Below are 19,351 nucleotides of genomic sequence, written 5' to 3' on the forward strand. Positions count from 1 at the left end.
CCGGTTCCAGAACACCGAGCCGGCGTCGGCTTGGGCGGCAACGGAAGGGACGACGGCGGCGGCCGGCCCACGCCGCAGCACGAGCGGGACGCCGAGGTGCTCGAGTTCGTCTCGCAGGGCTTCGAGCCCACGGTGAAGCCACCAGCGCGCAGCGCCGCCGAGCGGGCGGATGCCGGGCGAGGACTCGTCGAGCACGTAGAGGGCGAACGTCGGGCCGGCGTCCATCGCGGCGAGCAACGCGGGATGGTCCGCGACCCGGAGATCGTCGCGGAACCATGCGATGGACGGCTTCGGGTGGGTCATCGGCCAGACTCCCGACCGAACTGCAAAGCGATCAGCAGGAGTGTCACAGCGAATCCCGTCAGGTAGTTGAGCCAGAGAAAGCGACGCCAGCCGGCGCGGGTGCGCCCCGACTCTGCGTCATCCGCCGTCGCGTACGGGGCGACGTTGGCGGCATACGGAAGGGCCAGGAAGCCCGCCCACCGCGCTTCCCCTCCGGCGGCCAGCAGGATGGCGCCGGCGCCGAGGTAGCAGACGAGAGCGAGCCGGACGGTGATGCGCGCACCGAAGAGGGTCGCGCTCGAGGCGATCCCGGCGTTTCGGTCCGGCACGATGTCCTGGACCGCACCGAACGCGTGGCTCGCGACGCCCCACACGAAGAACGCACCGAGCGCGGCCACGCCCGAAGCCGAGGGATGCCAGCCCGCGAATGCGAGCCCGTAGACGGCGGGGGAGACGAAATGCGTGCTCGACGTGACGGAATCGAGGATCGGGCGTTCCTTGAAGCGGAGCCCGGGCACGCTGTAGGCGGCGACCGCGAAGAGCGAGACAGCCAGCACAGCCCAGCTGGCGGGCGGTCCCCCCGCGACGAGCGCGGCAGCGATCGGCCCACACGAACCCCAGGAGAGCCACAGGACGGTCCCGTGCTTGGACGGATCGAGGACGGCGCCCTCGACGCCGCCTTTGCGTGGGTTCCGAAGATCGGATTCGTAGTCGAAGACGTCATTGGTCCCGTACATCGCCGCGTTGTACGGAATGAGGAAGAACACCGTTCCGAGGATCAGGTGCCAGTCGATTCGATCGGCCGCCAGGAAGTACGCCGCGGCGAACGGATACGCGGTGTTGACCCACGAAAGCGGTCGGGACGAGACGATGAGGTCGCGGATGGTCCCCGCTCGCACGGCCGCCAGGACACTCACGTTGGCTCCTCGGGTTCGACCTCGCGGTCAGTGCGACGCAGCCAAAGCCACAGGGTGGGCAACAGCACCGCGGCCGCCACCGGGTAGGCGAAGTCCTCGAGTGGCGCTAGCCCGACTGTGAGGCCAGCCAGAGTGTCGGTGCGGTAACGGAAGAGGCCCACCGCGATCATCACGTTGTCGAACACTGCCGTCAGCGTGACGAGTCCGACTCCGCCCACGATCAGGGAGACCCAGGGCACGGCGCTGCGCCTCACCGCTGCCAGCACAATGACCGCCGTCCCCACCCCGAGGAGGAAGATGACGTCGGTGATCGCGTAGGGCCTCATCGCTTGGCCCCGTCGCGCCGCTCGCGAGCCCGTGCAGAGCTGCGCTGCGAGAGGAGCCGGTCCGCAGAGGCGAATGCCACCATCGCCGTATAGCAGAAAAACGCCAGAAAGACGGGCTCCTCGAGCGGGAGCTCGGGCGCGAGGAGGATCCCCGTCATGAGCGGGGACCCGCCGAGTTCGAAAATCCCCGCCCCGATGGCCGCCATGTCCCATGCCAGGAAGAAGGCGGTTCCCAGGACCACCACGGCCGCGCCGGCCCTGGGCGCCCGCCAGAGGAAAAGGCGGAAGCGATGGTCCACGGCCGCGAGGCAGACGGACGCCGCGAGCAGGAAGATGAAGTACGTCATGCCCGCTCAGTTCTCCCTGCCGTCCCGTGGGGAAGCCGGTTGGAGCCCCAGCCAGGGCGAGGGTGCGCTCGCCGGAGAGTTCTCTACGGGCCCGGGGGAGCGATCGCCGCGGACTAGCTTGAGCACGAGTTCGGCGCTGATCAGGCACATCGGAACCCCGATCCCAGGGCGCACGGAGGCCCCGGCGTAGAGCAGGCCCGCCACCGTCCGGCTTGCGTTGCCGGGCCGGAGGAAGGCGCTCTGCCCCAGCGTGTGGGCGAGTCCCAGCGCCCCGCCCCGCCAGGCGTTGAAATCCACGGCGAAGTCCGCGGGGCCGAACGTTCGCCGCACCCCGATGCGCTCAGCGAGGTCAGGGATCCGCGCCCACGAGGAGACCTGGCGGATGGCTAGGTCGACCGTCGCCTCGACGGCCGGCGCTCCTGCGCCGTAGAGCCCGCCTCGCCCCCAGTCCGGCCGAGCTGGCGCGGGGATGAGGACGAAGAGGCTCTCGTCACCGAACGGCGCGGCGTTCGGATCGGTCGCGCTCGCTCGGGACACGTAGAGCGAGGTCTCGTCGGGGAGCCTCTCGCCCCGCCCAATCCGTCCGAAGTTGTCGCGCCAGTCTCGCGTGAAGAACAGGTTGTGATGGGCGAGCGTTGGAAGCCTGCCTCGCACTCCGAGGCAGGCCAGGATCGCCCCGGGCCCCGGGTCACGTTCGGCCCAGGAGGCCTCGGGATGGCTGCGCAGTGCCGGAGGGAGCAACTCGGTTTCGAGGTGGTGGAGATCGGCCGCCCCCACGACGATGTTCGCCCCGGCGCGGTGCGGCTGGCCGCCGTCGTCCGTCCACTCGACGCCCTCGACGCGCGCGCCGCCGCGGGACGGGCCCGTGATGATCCGTGTGGCCTGCGCGCCGAGGTGCACCTGGACCCCCGCATCCCGGGCGAGCCGTTCCATCGCGTCGACAAGTGCGGCGAATCCGCCTTGGGGGTAGAGGACGCCTTGGCTGAGGTCGAGGTGGCTCATGAGCTGGTACAGGGCGGGCGCGTGGAAGGGCGTTGTCCCGAGGAACACCGCAGGGTATCCGAGGATCTGACGCTCGCGAAGGTCGCCGAAGCGGCGCGAGATCCTGGCGTCGAGGGTCTGCGTCACGAGCCGGGCCAGCCGGGGCGCGCGCCGCAGGACCTGCGGGCTCGCGAGGCCGCGAAGGGAGGAGAAGTCGTCGTACAGGAACCTGCGCGTGGCGACTTCGTAGGCGTCGGCGGCCTCATCGAGATATCGCCCGAGCGCGTCTCCAGACCCCGAATCAAGTGACTCGAACAGGGCCACGGCGCGCTGGCGCTCGCCTGGAACGTCGAGAGGTGATTCTTGGCCTTCGAAGAAGGCGCGATATCCCGGATCGAGACGTGTGAGCTCGAGCTCCTCTTCCGCGCTCGTGCCCATCAGCCGGAACCAATGGTCGATGATCTCGGGCATCAGGTACCACGAGGGTCCCGTGTCGAATCGGAAGCCGGCTGCTTGCCATCGGCCCGCCCGCCCTCCGAGGGCGGCACCTTGCTCGAGGAGCTGGACGGCGTGCCCGTCCCTTGCGAGGAGAGCGGCGGCGCCGAGACCCGCGATCCCGCCGCCGATCACGACCACACTCTTCCGCTGGCGCGGCAGTCCCACGCGGACACCCCGACGCGCCAGCTTGTCCATCACGCGGCTCCCTCGGGCATCCACGAGGCAGGCCTCGTGGGCGTGCGGCCGAGCAGTGCCGCGGCGGCGAGCCTGGCCTTGACGCCCGGCGGCACGCTGATGCGGGTGGTTACGAGCACCTCCGCGGGACACGCGTCGAGGCGGTCCGTGAGCTCTGAGAAGAGCGCGTGGGCCAGGGCAACGGCGCGGCGGGACGAGTGAGGGAGGAGCTCGAGGCCAGGCACCGCGGCGTCGAGGTCCGCGCGGAGGTCGGCGACCAGCTCGCCCTTCTGTCTCCCGTTCAGGTGCCGAGCATCGACCCCCGGAAAGTACTTGCGGCCCAGCTCTGCGGAGTCCTGGCCGAGATCGCGGAGGAAGTTCACCTTCTGGAATGCCGCGCCGAGACGCCTCGCGGACTCGGTCATGACCCCGAGCTCGGCGGCCGAAGGATTTGCTCCCGCAAGGAAGGCCTGCAGGCACATGAGGCCCACGACCTCGGCCGAACCATAGATGTACTCGCCCAGCGACTCGCTCGAATGCGAACTGGTTTCGCAGTCTCGCCGCATGGAGGCGAAGAACGGCGCCACGAGATCGTGCCCGATTCCCACTTTTCGGCCGGTTTGGGCAAAGGCGTGCACCACGGGATTGGTGCTGTAGCCGCACTCGAGGGCCGCGAAGGTCTCACGTTCAAGGCGGTCAAGTTGAGCGCTCACCGCATCTACCGGCAGGCCCGCCCCAGCCGCCGCGCCGTCCACGACCTCGTCGGCAAGGCGCACGAGCGCGTAGATGTTCTCGATGTCGGGTCGGATGGACGGTCCGAGTAGGCGGCATGCCAGCCCGAACGACGTCGAGTAGCTTCGGATGACGACGGCGGAACTCGCCGTGGCTGCGGCCGCGTAGCGTTGCAGCGGGTCAAGGATGACGCCGCGGCCTGAGCCGAAACGGCGGGCAGAGCCCCGGAGGTGAGGGGTGGCGGGCATCAGTGCTCCCGGTGGAGAAGGTGGTTGCAGAGGCGCGTGAGCTCCGAGCGCAAGGCCGCAGGAAGGTCGGAGCTGCGGGCCTCGTCGAGCGCCTCAGTGACGAGCGCGTGGGCCAGACTGAGGGCGTAGCCGTCTGCGCCCGCGCGGTGCAGGGCCTCGCGTGCCAGGGCGTCGCGCACTAGGTCGTCGCGGCCGTCCCGCTGGGCGCCCAGATGGGCGGCGACGTCGGGGTCACCGCCCGCGAAGGCCGTGAGGACGGTAAGCTTGCCCTCCCGGAGGTCCGAAGAGACCGGCTTGCCGGTCTGGCGGGGGTCACCGAAGGTTCCCAGCACATCGTCGATCACCTGGTATGCCACACCGATGAGGCTGCCGACCCGACCTAATGCGTCCACTTCGGCATCACGGGCACCCGCGAGCAAGGCCCCCGCTCGCAGCGGCGCCTCAAATGAGTAGACGGCCGTCTTGAGGCGCTCCATCTCGAGGACCTCCTCCATCGACCCCGAAGAATGGGCCATCAGGACGTCGGCCAGCTCTCCGATCGCGGCGTCCGTCACCGCGCCGTGGAGCAGGTCGAGGAGACGGGCACGCTTTTCGGGGTCCGCCACAGCGCCCTCCATCACACGAAAGGCCGCCGCGAGAAGGAGGTCACCCGCGATGATCGCCACCGAGCTGCCGAGGTGCTGAGCGTCAACGGTCGCGAACCCGCGTGCCTCGGCCTCTGACCCGTAGACGCCGGCAATGTTGAGGCGTCCCCGCCGCACAACATCGCGGTCGATCACGTCGTCATGGACCACAAGCGCCCCGTGGAGGAACTCGAACGATGCTCCGGCAGCGGCACAGACCCCGGCGTCGTCGCCGCCGAACGCCGCGTAGGCGAGCCATGCGAGCTGGGGGCGGAGGCGTTTGCCGCCCTCGAGCGAATCCTCTATTCGGTCCCAGAGTTCCCGCGCCGGCCCGGAGGGCGAGCGCTGCTTCGCAGTCGCGACGCAGTCCGTCAGGACGGTCTCGACGCGCTCGGCCACCTCCCCCCAGCCGAGGCCGAATCCCTCCCGGATTCGCCCCTTCGGCCGTTGACCGCGCTGCGTTGCCGCTGGTGCGATGACCGTCCCGTCCACTGCGTCTCCTGGTCTTGATAGCTCGATCTTCGAGAAATATGATGGTCGAGAAAAATTTCGGTGTCTAGAGGAGCTCGCATGGCCGTTCTCGGGACAACACCCAGACCTTCCCCGGCGATGCCGGGCGTCTTCACGGCGGCCTCGGCCGTCGTCGCCCTCCTCCTCGCTGCTGTGGGCAGCGGCGCATTCGGCGGCACCCCGGTGGCATCCGCAGCGGGGGGCTACTTCTCCAGCGTCGCCACGCCCCTTGCCCCAGGCGTTCCCGCGTTCTCGGTCTGGAGCGTGATCTACGCCGGGCTTCTCGGCTACGCGGTGTGGCAGCTCCTTCCCGCAGCCCGCCGCAGCCAACGTCAGGGGCGGATCAGGCCCTGGGCCGCTGCGTCGATGCTGCTCAACGCTGCGTGGCTCTGGGCGGTCCAACTCGGCTCCGTGCCCGCGAGCCTCGCGGTCATGCTCGCCCTGCTCGGAGTCCTTTCGCGCGTCTTCGCGCTAGGCCTCTCCCTGCGCCCTGGTTCACGCCTCGAGGCAGCCCTGAGCGACGTGACGTTCGGGCTCTATCTCGGCTGGATCTGCGTGGCGACAGTGGCCAACGTGGCTGCACTCCTCGCATGGGCGAAGGTCAGCTTGCCCGCCGAGCCCACCGCCGCCGTCGTGCTTCTTCTGACCGCCGCGGTGGGGCTCGCGCTCGGCTCGCGAGGACGGTGGTCCCCGGTGCTCGCCCTCGCCTGGGGACTAGCGTGGATCGCGGTGGCACGTGCCGGCGGACCACTGGCCCTGCCCGGGGTTGCCCTCGAGGCCACGGCGGCGGCCGCAGCAGTCTTGGGAGGAAGCCTCGCATTCGCCGCCCGCAGGCGGAGGGAGGGCCGCGCATGATCCGCACGATCGCCGTCACCGGCGCGACGGGCTACATCGGCGGGCGCCTCGTTCCACGGCTCCTCGCCGCCGGGAATCGCGTCCGCGTGCTCACCAGGAATCCAGCGAAGCTGCGGGACGTGCCCTGGCGCGACGACGTCGAGATGGTCGCCGGAAGCCTCGAAGACCCGGGCACAGTCGAGGCGCTGTGCGAGAAGGCCGACGTGGTCTATTACCTCGTCCACTCAATGGGCGCCCGAGCCGACGGCAGTTTCGCGGCGCGGGAGCTGGCCGGGGCCAAAGCCCTCACCGGCGCCGCGTCCTCGGCAGGTGCCTCTCGCATTGTGTACCTCAGCGGACTCAACCCAGGCACGAATCTCAGCAGGCATCTCAAATCGCGATCCGAAGTGGGCCGGATCCTTCTCGCGTCCGGTGTGCCCACCGCGGTGCTCCAGGCCGGCCTCGTGATCGGCTCGGGTTCGGCAAGCTTCGAAATGGTGCGCCACCTCACCGATGTTCTGCCCGTCATGCCCGCCCCGCGCTGGGTGCTCAACCATGTGCAACCGATCGCAGTGCGGGACGCGCTGCACTACCTTGAAAAGGCAGCTGACCTCCCCGGCGACGTCAACTGCACCTTCGACATCGGCGGACCCGACATTCTGACGTACGCCGAGATGATGCGCGGCTACGCGCGGGTCGCGGGACTGCGTCCGCCGCTCATCCGACCTCTCCCGGTGCTCACTCCCTGGCTCGCGGCGCAATGGGTCAATCTCGTCACCCCCATACCGCGCGCCCTCGCCGTGCCGCTCGTCGAATCGCTTCAGAACGACTGCGTTGTCCGCGGGACCGGGATCGAGCGGTACATCCCCCCGCCCAAAGACGGCCTGACCACGTACACGCGATCCGTAGAGCTTGCGCTCGCGAAGATCAGGCGCGGCGAGGTTGAGACGACGTGGGCGGGCTCGGCCGCCGGCTCGTCCCCGTCTGATCCGCTCCCCACCGACCCCGACTGGGCTGGGAGCACTGTCTTCACGGATACTCGAACGCAGTCGACGACCGCGCCGCCGGCAGAGCTGTGGGCCGTTGTCGAGGGGATCGGCGGCGAGAACGGGTGGTACTCCTTTCCCCTCGCGTGGGCCGTGCGGGGGTGGATCGACAAGATCGCCGGTGGCGTCGGGCTGCGGCGTGGCCGCCGCGACCCGCGCCGGCTCCAGCTGGGGGACGCGCTGGACTGGTGGCGTGTCGAGGCGCTCGAGCGAGGCCGGCTGCTCAGGCTCCGCGCGGAGATGCGTGTACCCGGCCGGGCATGGCTCGAGATGTCCGTAGCCGCAAGGGGGGCCGGCAGCCTGTACTCTCAGCGGGCTGTCTTCGTACCCCGCGGGCTCGCGGGGCGGCTCTACTGGGCCGCCGTCTTGCCGTTCCACGGAGTCGTGTTCAAAGGGATGGCCCAACGTATCGCCGCTGCAGCGGAGGCGCAGGCCGCACCAGAGGGAGTGCGCAAGGCTCATGATGACGCTCTTCGATAGGTCCTCCGTCCAGCTCGTCGACGACCGCGGCATGCCCGCCGGCACGGCACCCAAGGCGACGGTGCACGGCACAGACACGCCACTCCATCTTGCGTTCTCCTGCCACATCCAGGACGGGAACGGCAGCCTGCTCGTGACCCGCCGTGCCCTCACGAAGGCCACGTGGCCAGGCGTATGGAGCAACTCATTCTGCGGGCACCCCGCGCCGGGAGAGCCCTTGGGCGCGGCCGTCCGTCGGCGCGCACGCGAGGAGCTCGGAGTCGAGCTCGCTGACGTCACGGCCATCCTTCCAACATTCCGGTACCGCGCCACCGATGCCTCGGGAATGGTCGAGAACGAGATCTGCCCCGTGTTCCGTGCTCGCGTCACCACGGACCCCCTTCCCGCCCCGGACGAAATATGCGAGTGGCAGTGGACCACGGCTGCCCAGCTCCGCGCGGCAGTGGTCGCTGCGCCTTATGCCTTCAGCCCTTGGCTGCGGCTCCAGCTCAGAGAGCTCCATGTGGGAGCCCTCTGATCTCTTGCGAAGCCGCATTTTCGGGTTGAGGCTGCGCGGGGTCCATCCCGTCGGCAGTTTCGAGCGGTTTGCTACTGCGCCGCAGTCAACGGACAGCGGGGCACGGACTGCGGGTCCGCGGGTGCGGCGGAGCTCGGTTGTGGCCGCGGCCCACAACCGTGGGCTGGCCGCCAACTTTCCCCATGCCCCGGCGTGAGAAAGCCTGCCCGGTTTATCCCGATCATGTCCACGCGCAGATGCGCGCACACAGCGTTCATGTTGAACAGGCGCGCCCATCGGAACCGCGACTGGCGGCTATTCAGGAGCCTCGTGATCGCGCAGCATCCGGGGTTTCGGGCGGAATGGCGTTTCAGGGCCGCCCGAGGCTGCCCGGAGGCTGTCCGCGAGGTCGCCCAGGGCCTCGAGCAGGTCCTCGCCACCGGTCCGCGACAGCCCGGCCACGCTCGCCTCGGCGAGCTGGACCCAGGCAGCGGCGAGGTCGTCCAGGAGCTCCCGACCACTCGGGGTCAGCTCCACGACCATCGCCCGCCTGTCCTGTGTCGAGGGACGCCTGGCCACCAGGCCCAGCGCTTCCAGGCGCCTCACCGCGGAGGTGATCGTAGGCGGCTCGCAGCCGGCCGCCGCAGCCAGCTGCGCCTGGGTCCTGGGCCCGTTCTCGCCCAGCTCCATGATCAGGGCCTCCTGCCCGACGGCAAGCCCGACTCCGCGCAGGACCGACCCGGCCAACGCCCTATGCCGCATGCCGATCGTCCTGATGGCCCCGTTGAGGGCGCGGGCCTGGACATAGTCCACGGGTCCCCCTTGCCAAAGAGATAGTTAGATGACTAACTTTATGCAAGTAGTTAGCCATCTAATCGTATCTCCACAGGAACAGGAGACCATCAATGGAAGACAGACCGACAGGGTGCCTGCCCGGGAATCGCCTCACGCACATTCCGAGGGCACGATCCCTCGCCGTCGTTGCGGCCGCTACAGGTGCTGCGCTAGCCGTCTCCTTCGGCCCGGGGCCCGTCCAAGCGATCACCCCTGCCGCCGTCGCCCCGGCAGCAGCCTCCGCCGGCCTGCTCGGATTGGGCCTCCTAGCGGCGCTGGGGCGCACGCCGAGGGGCAGGAGGTTGTGGACGGCTATCGCCGCGGCCGCCGCAGCCCTGTCCCTGGCAGCGCCCCTGGCGGCCGGGACGACGATCGGCGCCAAGGCGGCATTGGCGGCGATGCACCTGGTGGTCGCCGCTGTCCTACTCGCCGGACTGCCGCGGACCACGCCGGCCCGCCAGCGCAGCCGGGCACCATCCACACCACCATCGACCCCGATCATGAGGTGAACGGACCCGGACGGGGCCGCCGTTCGACGGCCCCCGAAGGCCAACACCATCCGACCATCGAGGGCCCCGGAGCAGGGTCGAGCAGGTCAGAGCCCGCCGCGCTTCGACACCGGGTCCCGGTGGGCGCCCGCCAACAAATCTGGAGGCTGCCGTGCATGCGGTATTGCGAATCAATTCCTTTGACCCGGCGAAGCTGGCCGGCGCCGGTGAGGCCCTGCGCGAGTTCGACGCACTCCACGCGGCCCAGTCCGGCTTCCTCGGCACCGTCACCGTGGACCTCGGGGACGGCCGTCACTTCGTCATGAACCTCTGGAGAAGCGCCGAGGACGCCCAGGCGGGGCTGTCCGTCCTTGGCCCCGCGGTGGGACGCCTGATGGCACCGCTCCTCGCGTCCCCGTCGGAGCTGATCGGCACGGGCACCGTGATCCGGTCGGACCTCGCACCGGACGAGGGGCACTAGCAGGCGCCGCCGCTCCTGGCGCCGGCCCGAGACGACGGGCGCCGCTCCGGCGCGCTCGCTCCCTCGATTCGCCCGTCGCCCGCGCCCGTCGATATGCGAGGCTTCTACGAAAACGGTCCACGGCTCGGCCGCAGCCGCGAATGACAGACAGGAGGGGCCGATGGCCCAGACAGTAGATGCCGGACAGGGGCTCGTCGAAGCCCTCCACGCCGACGGGCCCGCGCCCGGGCACGCGAAGGAGCTGATGCTGTTCGGCAGATTCGTAGGGTCCTGGGACGTGGCTTGGACAGGCATTGACGCAAGCGGGCGCGAGGCGGACCGCCGCGGCGAGCTCCACTTCGGGTGGGTGCTCGGCGGTCGCGCGGTCCAGGACGTCTGGATCGTTCCGGGCCGCGGCGAGCCCGGCGAAGGGCAGCCTCCGCTGGCATTCCACGGCACCACCATCCGCTTCTACGACCGCGCCCTCGGAGCATGGCGATCGACCTGGGTCGAGCCGGTGAACGGCCGAGTCCGCCGCTTCATCGGCCGCCCGGCCGGCGAGGAGATCATCCTGCTCAGCGACGAGGAGAACCCGCAGCTGCGCTGGCGCTTCACCGAGATCACCTCCGACGCCTTCCGCTGGCGCTCCGAGATCTCCCGCGACGGCGGGCAGGCCTGGGCGTTCAACGAGGACATGCGCCTGACCCGTCGGCCCCAGCACTGAGAGAAGAAGGCCGCGAATGCTCGACGTCGAGCCGTTCCCCCACCGCAGGAGCCCCTCACCCCAACCCGGTCTCTCAGGCCGCACCCCCGGACATCTGCGGTCCCGGTCGGGCCAGCCGTGGCCCTGTGCTGGATGGCCCGGCGAGCCCGTGCGTTCGCCTGACCGAGTCCGCGCTCGAGACTTGCTGCCCGTTGCGTCTTCCCCTGGCTGGCCCTCAATCGTCTGATCCTAGGCAGGACGACACAGCTGACGGACGGACCCAGTCCCCCGCGGGAGCACATTATGAGAGCAACGCTGGTCCCGTACGGGATAGTCTTCCGGATGCCATTCCTGGGCTCTTCTTCGCGGTGCTGAGCTTGGAGGGGTGCTCAGGCCTCGGGGCGGGAGTCTGCGACCAGCAGTGCGGCCATGCGGCGGGAGCGCTCGGCCGCGTGGAGGTCGCCTTCGGCGGCGGCGACGATCGAGCCCTTGAGGAGGATGTGGCAGGACCATGCAAACCCCTCCGGGTCCTCCAGCCCGGCCTCGCGCGCCAAACCGGCCAGCTGCTCCCGGGTCCGGGTCAGGTAGTCAAGGCTCGCCCGGCCCAGCGGGTGTGCCGGACCCATCTCCATCAGCACGTGCAGGAACGAGCTGACCTCCACAGCGCCCTGCCGGAACCACTCGTCGAAGACGTCGAACACCGCCAGCAGGGCCGGCCTGTCCTCGTCCCGGTGCCGGGCGACTGCGGCCTCGATGGCAGCGCTGCGCTCCTCGTACCAGCGCTCGAGGTACGCCAGGGCGAGGTCGTCCTTGGTGCGGAAGTGCCTGTAGAAGGTCGCTTTGGCCACGCCCGAGCGCTCGATCAGCTCGTCCACCCCGACGTCGCGGATCCCGCGGCGGGCGAAGAGCTCGAAGGACGTGTCCAGGATCCGCTGCCGCGCCGTGGCCATCCTGGCGGGACCCCGAACAAGCCTCTCCTCCGTCTCCTCCATACTGACTCCCTACCCGCCGTCGTCGAGCCCTAATCTCAAGGCCCCATGTCCAAGTGCTACGAGGATCGGGGGAATCCGCGCGGCAGTGCCGCCGCTACCGAACGGGCATGCGCTGCCCGGCCTGCGCTGCCCCTGGCTGCAGGATTTCGGGATGGCGAGGGTGCGCCTGGCGGTCCGCCGCCGTCCCATTCCAGAAAGGTCATTGCTCGCGGTGCTGGACCCCCCATGCGCTCGCGCAGATGTGGACCGTCGAGCGGGCGCGCTGCGCGGCCGCATGCTGGACTGCACGGGCTGAATGCCCCGCATGGGCTGGATCTGCAGCAACTCCGGGCGCTTCGGGGGCGAAGGAGCCGAAGGGCCACGCGCCGGCGCGGGCTCTCGCCCATAACTCGGGGAAAGGAACATCCGGTATTGCCGCACCGACGGCTTCCGAGACCATGACTATCAGAATGGGGGTGGACAGACCGTTCTGTCAATGTCCTCAACGCGTACCGCGCACCTGCTCGACAGACGGGTTCGCCCCCAGGAATCAGCGGTGGACGGGCCTTTCGCAACAACTCGGAGTGGCTGGTTCCGTTGACTCCCTGACTTCAAACGGCGGTATTTCCCCAGAGAGTCCTTTCAAGGTACAAAAGTCTTGCGGCCGTAACGGCCCGGGCGAGTAGCGGCGCCCGAGCCGTTACGGCGGGCTCCCGTCCCGGACGGGGCCCGCACCCGGGATGCTGATCCTTGGAGGCGGTTGCGCACGCCGAATCCCGTTTCGGGGCCGGAGGCGCGCTCGGCTTGGGCGTTCGAGTGGTAACCCGGAGCAGTGAACCCGGCCCACGAGCGAGGTCTGGGCTGGGCCATATTTGGGCCATTAAATCCGCGAGGAGCAACTGAAACGAACTGAGACTCTCGGATAAAAACCGCGAGATTCTGCGGATCTGGCCCATAGATACAGTACGGAAAACCTCCCGGTCTCACTGAAAATCGAAAGGTCACCGGATCGACGCCGGTCGGAGCCACCACGGAAACCCCCGAGCAATCGGGGGTTTCGCCGTTTAACCCTCCCCGTGGGGTACTCACCTGCAGCTCAGCAGGCGAACTACGCCATGATCGCACCGCGCGGCGATCGTCACTACGGCGGGGTGAGCTCGTCGTCGTCGCCCTCTTGCCAGCCCAGTTCGAACTCTTCGGTGCCGCGGAGCAGACCGAGATGCTGATCGGCAAGAATCGCGTCGAACGGGTGCGGAGCCACGCCAAGAGAGCGACGGATTACGGCGGCCCTCGCCGCGAGAGCACCAGCTTGCCGCACGTTGCCCATCGCGGCAGCGACGTGGGCAAGCCCCTCCAGCGTCTCGCCGAGCCCCCACCGATCGTCCGCTGCACCCACCACCGCGAGGCTCTCGTCGAGCGCCCGAGCCGCGCCGGGGAGGTCGCCGCTCAGGAGCCGGACCGCCGCGACGTGACGGACGGCGCGAGCCAGATAGGTCTCGTCGCCTAGTTCGGCGAACATGTCTCGCGCCTCCGAGAAGCGGCGGTCCGCTTCAACGAGGTGAGCGGTATGGGTGAGCCCCGCGCCGTCGTTGAGCGTTGAGATTGCGACGAGCCACTGGTCTCCGGCAAGCTCGTGTGCGGCGGCGAGGGCCTCGCGGAGCAAGGCGGCTGCCTCGGCGGTGCGTCGGTCCGCGAGCGCGATCATGCCCCGGAGCGTCAGGGCGTTCCTGCGCCCCAATGGACCGCCCGCCTCAGCGAGGCGCCGGAGCGCACTCGCGTGGATCCGGGCTTCGGCATAGTCGCCCTGAAGGTAAGCGAGCCAGCCGGCTCCCGATCGGGCCTTGGCCGCGAGGGTCGGATCGGCGTCATCCACAGCGGCGAGCGCTGTGCGCAGCCATGTCCGCCCCTCCGAGAACCCGCCCTCCCACAGCCAGAACATCCACAGCGACGCGGCGAGACGCAAAGCCTCGACACCCCGGCCGGCGTCGGTGAACCACCGGAACGCGAGGCGGAGGTTGCCGAGGTCTGCTGAGGTCTCCCGATGCGCTCCGTGTTGGCCCGTCTGCCGGATCGCGAGGGATTCTGCTTCTGCGGCGCGCAGGAACCACACCGCGTGGCGGTCGCGGGCTGCGGCGTCGCCCCCTGATTCCACGAGCCTCGTGGCACCGAACTCGCGTACGGCGTCGAGCATCCGGTACCGTCCGTGGCCCTCGACGGGTGATGGCGCCGCCGCGAGGCTCTGATCCACGAGGGCGCTCACGTCCGGGAGCGGATCGCGGCCGAGAGCTGCCCGAGCGCCGGCGAGCGACCACCCGTCGAACACGGCGAGCTGCGCAAGTGCCTCCCTGGCCGTATTCCCGAGGAGGCCGTAGCTCCACGCAACAGTGGCCTCGATGGTTCGGTGCCGCGCGTCGTCGTCAATCGGTCCTCCGGTGAGGATCTCGAGCTGGTGGCTCAAGCGCTCTCTCAGGTCCCCGAGTCCGAGGTGGGCCACCCGCGCCGCTGCGAGCTCGACCGCGAGGGGAACTCCCTCCACCCGCGCACAGATGTCGTTGACCAGAGAATGTGAGGCCGAGAGCTCAAGCCCCGGCCGTGCGGCCGCGGCGCGCTCGGCGAACAGCTCGCATGCGGCGGGCGCGTCGAGCGGTTCGACCCGCATCAGGTGCTCGGCAAGAAGCCGCAACGGGGTCCTGCTCGTCACGAGAACACTCGTCCGCTGGCAACGTGCGAGGATTTCGCCGACGAGGGGCGCGGCCCCGACCAGTCCTTCGAACGTGTCGCACACGAGCAGCATCCGGCGCTCCCCGATCGCCGCGCACACCATGTCCGCGACAGTGCCGTGAGCGACATTGGCGCCGACGGCGGTCGCGATCGCGAGGCCGGCCGCGTCCGCGTCGCGGCAGCTCGCAAGCTGGATGAAAGCCACGCCGTCGTCGAACAGCGGACCGCACTTCTCGGCTGCGGCGAGCGCGAGCCGCGTCTTGCCCACGCCACCCGGACCGGTGAGCGTGACGAGTCTCGTCGAGGGGTTGCGGAGGTGTGCAGTGAGATCTTCGAGGGCCCCGTCGCGGCCGAGCAGCGGTGTCCCGGGGACCGGAAGCGCCGCCATCCGGCCGCCGGGTCCAACGATCCCGCGGGCGAGGGCGGTGAACCGTTCCTTCTGTCGTTCCGCCAGCCCGAGCGCGTCTGCCAGCCGCGCCGCCGTCGCGGGATAGAGACGTCCGCGAAGACCCCGTTCCGTATCGCTCACGGCGCGAACGCTCATGCTCGCCCGCTCAGCGAGCTCTTCCTGGGTCAGCCCCGCCGCGACGCGCAGCCGCCGGAGTTCCTGGGACAACGCAGCGTCCGCGCCCATGCGACACCTTCTTTCTACGCCAAGGTTAGAGCGGCCGTACGTCGAGCGGGAGCGGAGGCCCGCCAACTCGGTGGGCCAGCCGGTGGGTACCCGTCATGGCACAGCACCACGCCGGGGCGCACGCTGTTCCGTGTCAGGTTCCTTACGAACTCAGCTGGAGGACACCATGTCGGTCGAGACATCTCGCAGCCTTGTAGGCCGCCTGTACGAAGAGGTGCTCAACACGCGATCCCTTGGCGCGATCGACGAGATTGCGGTCGAGGACTACATTGAAAACGATCCGATGCCCGGGCAGGGCGAAGGGCGGTCGGGCCTTCGCAATCGAGTGTCGATGCTCGTCACGGCGCTCGAGCCGCGCTTCACGGTGGAGGATGTTATCGCGGAAGGCGATCGCGTCGTCGTCCGTTGGCGCAACCGGGGCACCCACGTCGAGCCGTTCCTCGGGCTCCCCGCCACCGGCAAGTCGTTCGAGATCGCGGGAATCGACATCTACCGCGTCGAGGGCGGCCGGCTCGCCGAGCACTGGCACGTCGTCGATCAGCTCGCCCTGCTCATGCAGCTCGGGTTCGTCCCGGCCCCGGAAACGGCGTCACCGTGAGCGGTGGGCGGACGACGGCGGTCCCGCCCTCTGCGCAGGTGGGACCGCCCGCGCCCATCACCGAGGCAGACCGCGCGCTCGTCGCCCTCGAACCGAAGCTCATCGCCGTGCGCCGCGAGCTCCACGCCCATCCTGAGGTCGGGTTCGACGTGAGCCGAACCGCCGTCCGGTTGGCCGAGGCATTCGAGAGCTTGGGGCTCTCGGTGAGGACCGGCGTCGGCGGTACCGGAGTGATCGCTGATCTCGAGGGCGACCATGACGGCCCCCGCATCCTTCTACGGGCCGAACTCGACGCCCTCCCGGTCCGCGAGGCTACTGGGCTCGCGTTCGCGGGTACTGGCGCAGCCGGACACTTGTGCGGCCACGACGTCCATCTCGCGGCCGCGCTCGGTGTCGCCGAAGTGCTCGCCGCACGTCGAGACAGTCTTGCTGGCGGGGTGAGGTTCTGCCTCCAACCGGCCGAGGAGCTTCTGGCCGGAGCGGCTCCCATGGTCGCCGACGGAGTCCTCGACGGGATCGACGCCGCGCTCGGCGCACACGTCCTTTCGGCGCTTCCCTACGGAACGGTGTCCGTGAACCCGGGAGTTGTCCTCGCCGGGGCGGACTTCTTCCGCGTGATCGTTTCCGGTGGCGCCGGCCACGCCGGGACGCCGGGGCAATTCGCTGACGGCATCCTCGCCGCGGCCCACATCACGACGGCGCTCCAAGCCGTTGTCGCGCGGGAGACACCTGCAGGTGAACTCCTCGTCATCGGGCTCGGCGCGGTCCATGGCGGCAACGCAGCGAACGCCGCGCCCGAAGAAGTGACCCTGCTCGGGAACGTTCGATGGCTCGACGTCGCGACTGCGGGCAGGGCTCGCCGGCGCGTCGAGGAAGTCGGCTCCGGGGTGGCGGCGGCCCTCGGTTGCCGCGTGACGGTCGAGTGGACCGGACATGCGCCCGTGCTCGCCAACCGACCGGAGCTCGCCGCGATGGCCCGCGAGGCCATCCAGGCGGACGGACTGGCGGACGTGACCGAGATTCCGCCGCTGACCGCGAGCGATGACTTCGCCGAGTTATCGGCGCGCGTTCCCGGCCTCTTCCTCGGGATCGGATGCGGTGGGCCCGGGAGCGCGCCGCACCATCACCCGCTTTTCACGGTCGATGAACGGGCCGTGCTCTTGATGGCGCGGGTGCTGTTCCGGGCGCTGGTCCGGCTCTTGAGGCGGGTTCCTTAGCGGCACTGGTGGAGGAAGGGACAGCGCAGTGAGGGGTGCGGACGCCGCGGGGCACCGCCCATGTGGGGGGGACGGGGCTGCCGTGGCGGTCTCCTGGACAGGAATGGGGGATGCCGGCCGTGAAGGCCGTGATCAGCGTTACGTCGGTATGATGGTTTCATCAAGCCGTCATTATTCCGACGTTGGAGGGATGAAGTGTTCGGGGAGCGCGAGGCGCCGCTGTATGAGATCAAGGCGAACCTGTTCAAGGCCTTGGCGCACCCGGTGAGGATCCGGGTCCTGGAGATCCTAGCGGCCTCGCCCGGTGAGTCCTGCGCGGTGAGCGTGCTGCTGGAGGGCACGGGTCTGGAGGCCTCGCACCTGTCCCAGCATCTCGCCACGCTGCGCCGGTGCGGGGTGGTGACCAGCGTGCGCAGCGCGAGCACGGTCACGTATTCGCTGGCCAGCCCCGCGGTGGCCCAGATGCTCGCGGCCGCCAGGGTGTTCCTGCTCGAGTCCCTCGCAGGGGCCAGGGAGGCTCTGGAAGCCGTCGAGGGCCTTCCGGCCCTCGGCGCCGTCCCGGGCGGGCCGCGGCGGTGAGCGGAGCACAGGCCGGGGGCTGGGGGGCGCTCCTCGAGGCACTCCGTCGGCCGCTGCCGCGCGCGGAGGACCTCCCTAGGCCCAGCGACTACGCCGAGCTGGGGCGGACGTGGAAGGGCGATCTGGTCGCCGGGGTCACCGTGGGCATCGTGGCGCTGCCGCTGGCTCTTGCATTCGGGGTCAGCTCGGGGGTCGGGGCGCAGGCCGGGCTCATCACCGCGATCGTCGCGGGTGTCGCCGCGGCGGTCTTCGGCGGGTCGAACGTGCAGGTCTCGGGCCCCACTGGGGCGATGGTGGTCGTGCTCGCCCCGATCGTGGCACGCTCCGGAGTCGGGGCGGTCGCGCTGCTGACGATCCTGGCCGGTATCGTACTGTTCGTCCTAGGCGCGTCCAGGGTCGGCCGTGCCGTGTCCTGGATCCCCTGGCCGGTGATCGAGGGATTCACGCTCGGGATCGGCGCGATCATCTTCCTCCAACAGGTCCCTTCCGCCCTGGCCTCCCCGGTCCCCGCGGGCGAGAACGCTCTGGTGGCGGCCGTCCGGTCGGCCCTCGGCGCGGCCTGGCCACAGGCTGGCGTGAGCCTGGCCGTCGCGGCCGCGGTCGCGGCGCTGATGGTGGCCCTGCCCAGGCTGCACCGTTCCCTGCCGGCGTCCTTGATCGCGATCGCCGCAGCCACTCCGGCGGTGGCGCTGTTGCACGTGGATACCCCCCTGATCGGGCGCCTGCCGTCGGCCCTGCCCCTGCCGGGCATCCCCACGATGGATCTGGCCCAGCTGCCCTCGCTGGCCGGGTCGGTGATCGCGATCGCCGTGCTCGCCGCCATCGAGTCCCTGCTCTCGGCCCGCGTGGCCTCCGGGCTCGTCGGTCCGGACGGCCGCACGACCGGCCCGTTCAACGCCGACCGGGAGCTGGTCGGCCAGGGCATCGCGTCGGTGGCCGCTGGGCTTTTCGGCGGGATGCCTGCCACCGGGGCGATCGCCCGCACCGCGGTGAACGTCCGTTCGGGCGGCAGGACGCGCGCCGCCGCGATCGTCCACGCCCTGGTCCTGATCGCGGTCGTGTACCTCGCAGCCCCGCTAGTCGGGATGATCCCGCTCGCCGCCCTGGCAGGGGTGCTGATGGCCACCGCGGCCCGGATGGCCTCGCCGCGCACGGTCAAGAAGGTCCTGGGCTCGACCCCGGCCGATGCCGCCGCGTTCGTCCTCACCGCCGTCATCACCGTTTCCTTCGATCTCATCGTCGCGATCGAGATCGGCATCGCGTGCGCGGCGTTCCTGACGCTGCGCAAGCTTGCAGGCCTGGGCAGGGTGCGCCGGGAGCCGATCGCCGGGCCGGCGCAGGAGGGCGATGGGCGCATCGCGGTCTTCCGCCTCGACGGGCTGATGTTCTTCGGCGCCGCCGACCGTGTCCTGGCCGAGCTCGCTGCAGTGGCCGACGCCGAGGTCGTGATCCTGCGCCTGTCCCAGCTGCGCTACCTCGACGCCACCGGCGCCCAGGCCTTGGTCGAGATCATCCGCGAGCTCGAACGCCGCGGGATCACCGTCCTGCTCAAAGGCGTCCAGGACGAGCACCTCGCCCTCGTCACCCGGGTCGGGGTCATCGCCGAGCTCCGCCACCACAGGCACCTCTTCGGCACCCTGCCCGACGCCATC

Annotated in this window: 20 protein-coding genes; 10 read left to right on the top strand and 10 right to left on the bottom strand. The window is 69.9% G+C overall.

The window, feature by feature from the left end:
* The 7 genes from ACLN58_RS07510 to ACLN58_RS07540 form a co-directional block, all read right to left on the bottom strand.
* Positions 1 to 303 (bottom strand): deoxyribodipyrimidine photo-lyase (locus ACLN58_RS07510; RefSeq protein WP_415854641.1); only part of this gene is annotated, 303 nt, incomplete at its 3' end.
* Positions 300 to 1,199: a prenyltransferase gene (locus tag ACLN58_RS07515; RefSeq protein ID WP_415854642.1), complete on the bottom strand. Its 900-nt coding sequence runs from the start codon at positions 1,197 to 1,199 to the stop codon at positions 300 to 302. The genes ACLN58_RS07515 and ACLN58_RS07510, both read right to left, overlap by 4 nt.
* On the bottom strand, positions 1,196 to 1,525 hold the full coding sequence (locus ACLN58_RS07520; RefSeq protein ID WP_415854643.1) for a lycopene cyclase domain-containing protein: 330 nt from the start codon (positions 1,523 to 1,525) through the stop codon (positions 1,196 to 1,198). The genes ACLN58_RS07515 and ACLN58_RS07520 overlap by 4 nt, the downstream gene beginning before the upstream one ends.
* Positions 1,522 to 1,872: a lycopene cyclase domain-containing protein gene (locus ACLN58_RS07525; RefSeq protein ID WP_415854644.1), complete on the bottom strand. Its 351-nt coding sequence runs from the start codon at positions 1,870 to 1,872 to the stop codon at positions 1,522 to 1,524. Before ACLN58_RS07525 ends, ACLN58_RS07520 begins: the two co-directional genes overlap by 4 nt.
* 6 nt (positions 1,873 to 1,878) lie before the next feature.
* Complete coding sequence (gene crtI, locus ACLN58_RS07530; protein WP_415854645.1) at positions 1,879 to 3,546, bottom strand: phytoene desaturase family protein; 1,668 nt, start codon at positions 3,544 to 3,546, stop codon at positions 1,879 to 1,881.
* On the bottom strand, positions 3,546 to 4,505 hold the full coding sequence (locus ACLN58_RS07535; RefSeq protein WP_415854646.1) for a phytoene/squalene synthase family protein: 960 nt from the start codon (positions 4,503 to 4,505) through the stop codon (positions 3,546 to 3,548). The genes crtI and ACLN58_RS07535 overlap by 1 nt, the downstream gene beginning before the upstream one ends.
* Positions 4,505 to 5,620: a polyprenyl synthetase family protein gene (locus ACLN58_RS07540; protein ID WP_415854647.1), complete on the bottom strand. Its 1,116-nt coding sequence runs from the start codon at positions 5,618 to 5,620 to the stop codon at positions 4,505 to 4,507. The genes ACLN58_RS07535 and ACLN58_RS07540 overlap by 1 nt, the downstream gene beginning before the upstream one ends.
* 78 nt (positions 5,621 to 5,698) lie before the next feature.
* On the opposite strand from ACLN58_RS07540, the gene ACLN58_RS07545 reads away from it, so the two are divergent.
* From ACLN58_RS07545 to idi, 3 genes are read left to right on the top strand one after another with little or no spacing between them, the layout of a single operon-like run.
* Positions 5,699 to 6,493, top strand: coding sequence for a TspO/MBR family protein (locus tag ACLN58_RS07545; RefSeq protein WP_415854648.1), 795 nt, complete (start codon positions 5,699 to 5,701; stop codon positions 6,491 to 6,493).
* Complete coding sequence (locus ACLN58_RS07550; protein WP_415854649.1) at positions 6,490 to 7,998, top strand: SDR family oxidoreductase; 1,509 nt, start codon at positions 6,490 to 6,492, stop codon at positions 7,996 to 7,998. Before ACLN58_RS07545 ends, ACLN58_RS07550 begins: the two co-directional genes overlap by 4 nt.
* Entirely contained in the window at positions 7,979 to 8,515 is a 537-nt protein-coding gene (idi, locus tag ACLN58_RS07555; protein WP_415854650.1) for an isopentenyl-diphosphate Delta-isomerase, read from the top strand. Before ACLN58_RS07550 ends, idi begins: the two co-directional genes overlap by 20 nt.
* A gap of 294 nt (positions 8,516 to 8,809) precedes the next feature.
* On the opposite strand, the gene ACLN58_RS07560 is transcribed toward idi, so the two are convergent.
* Positions 8,810 to 9,307, bottom strand: coding sequence for a MarR family winged helix-turn-helix transcriptional regulator (locus tag ACLN58_RS07560; RefSeq protein WP_415854651.1), 498 nt, complete (start codon positions 9,305 to 9,307; stop codon positions 8,810 to 8,812).
* A 92-nt stretch (positions 9,308 to 9,399) separates the two neighbouring features.
* Between ACLN58_RS07560 and ACLN58_RS07565 the strand changes: the two genes are divergently transcribed.
* The 3 genes from ACLN58_RS07565 to ACLN58_RS07575 all read left to right on the top strand — a co-directional run bounded on the left by ACLN58_RS07565 (position 9,400) and on the right by ACLN58_RS07575 (position 11,000).
* Positions 9,400 to 9,837 carry a DUF6069 family protein gene (locus tag ACLN58_RS07565; RefSeq protein ID WP_415854652.1) on the top strand — a complete coding sequence of 146 codons (438 nt, stop codon included), beginning with the start codon at positions 9,400 to 9,402 and terminating at the stop codon, positions 9,835 to 9,837.
* Positions 9,838 to 9,988: 151 nt separating this feature from the next.
* Complete coding sequence (locus tag ACLN58_RS07570; RefSeq protein WP_415854653.1) at positions 9,989 to 10,297, top strand: hypothetical protein; 309 nt, start codon at positions 9,989 to 9,991, stop codon at positions 10,295 to 10,297.
* A gap of 160 nt (positions 10,298 to 10,457) precedes the next feature.
* On the top strand, positions 10,458 to 11,000 hold the full coding sequence (locus ACLN58_RS07575; protein ID WP_415854654.1) for a hypothetical protein: 543 nt from the start codon (positions 10,458 to 10,460) through the stop codon (positions 10,998 to 11,000).
* 368 nt (positions 11,001 to 11,368) lie between these two features.
* Here ACLN58_RS07575 and ACLN58_RS07580 read toward each other — a convergent pair whose 3' ends face one another.
* Both ACLN58_RS07580 and ACLN58_RS07585 read right to left on the bottom strand, forming a co-directional pair.
* Positions 11,369 to 11,971, bottom strand: a complete 603-nt coding sequence (locus tag ACLN58_RS07580; protein WP_415854655.1) for a TetR/AcrR family transcriptional regulator — start codon at positions 11,969 to 11,971, stop codon at positions 11,369 to 11,371.
* Between the two features lie 1,120 nt (positions 11,972 to 13,091).
* On the bottom strand, positions 13,092 to 15,305 hold the full coding sequence (locus ACLN58_RS07585; protein WP_415854656.1) for an ATP-binding protein: 2,214 nt from the start codon (positions 15,303 to 15,305) through the stop codon (positions 13,092 to 13,094).
* A gap of 166 nt (positions 15,306 to 15,471) precedes the next feature.
* Between ACLN58_RS07585 and ACLN58_RS07590 the strand changes: the two genes are divergently transcribed.
* From ACLN58_RS07590 to ACLN58_RS07605, 4 genes are all read left to right on the top strand, one after another.
* Positions 15,472 to 15,903, top strand: coding sequence for an ester cyclase (locus tag ACLN58_RS07590; RefSeq protein ID WP_415854657.1), 432 nt, complete (start codon positions 15,472 to 15,474; stop codon positions 15,901 to 15,903).
* Entirely contained in the window at positions 15,900 to 17,120 is a 1,221-nt protein-coding gene (locus tag ACLN58_RS07595; RefSeq protein WP_415854658.1) for a M20 metallopeptidase family protein, read from the top strand. The genes ACLN58_RS07590 and ACLN58_RS07595 overlap by 4 nt, the downstream gene beginning before the upstream one ends.
* 195 nt (positions 17,121 to 17,315) lie before the next feature.
* A complete protein-coding gene (locus ACLN58_RS07600; protein ID WP_415854659.1) occupies positions 17,316 to 17,699 on the top strand; it encodes an ArsR/SmtB family transcription factor in 384 nt (127 codons plus the stop codon).
* A partial coding sequence (locus tag ACLN58_RS07605) for a SulP family inorganic anion transporter (RefSeq protein WP_415854660.1) occupies positions 17,696 to 19,351 on the top strand: 1,656 nt, incomplete at its 3' end. The genes ACLN58_RS07600 and ACLN58_RS07605, both read left to right, overlap by 4 nt.

It is taken from the genome of Sinomonas sp. G460-2, assembly GCF_047759905.1.
Lineage (GTDB): Bacteria > Actinomycetota > Actinomycetes > Actinomycetales > Micrococcaceae > Sinomonas.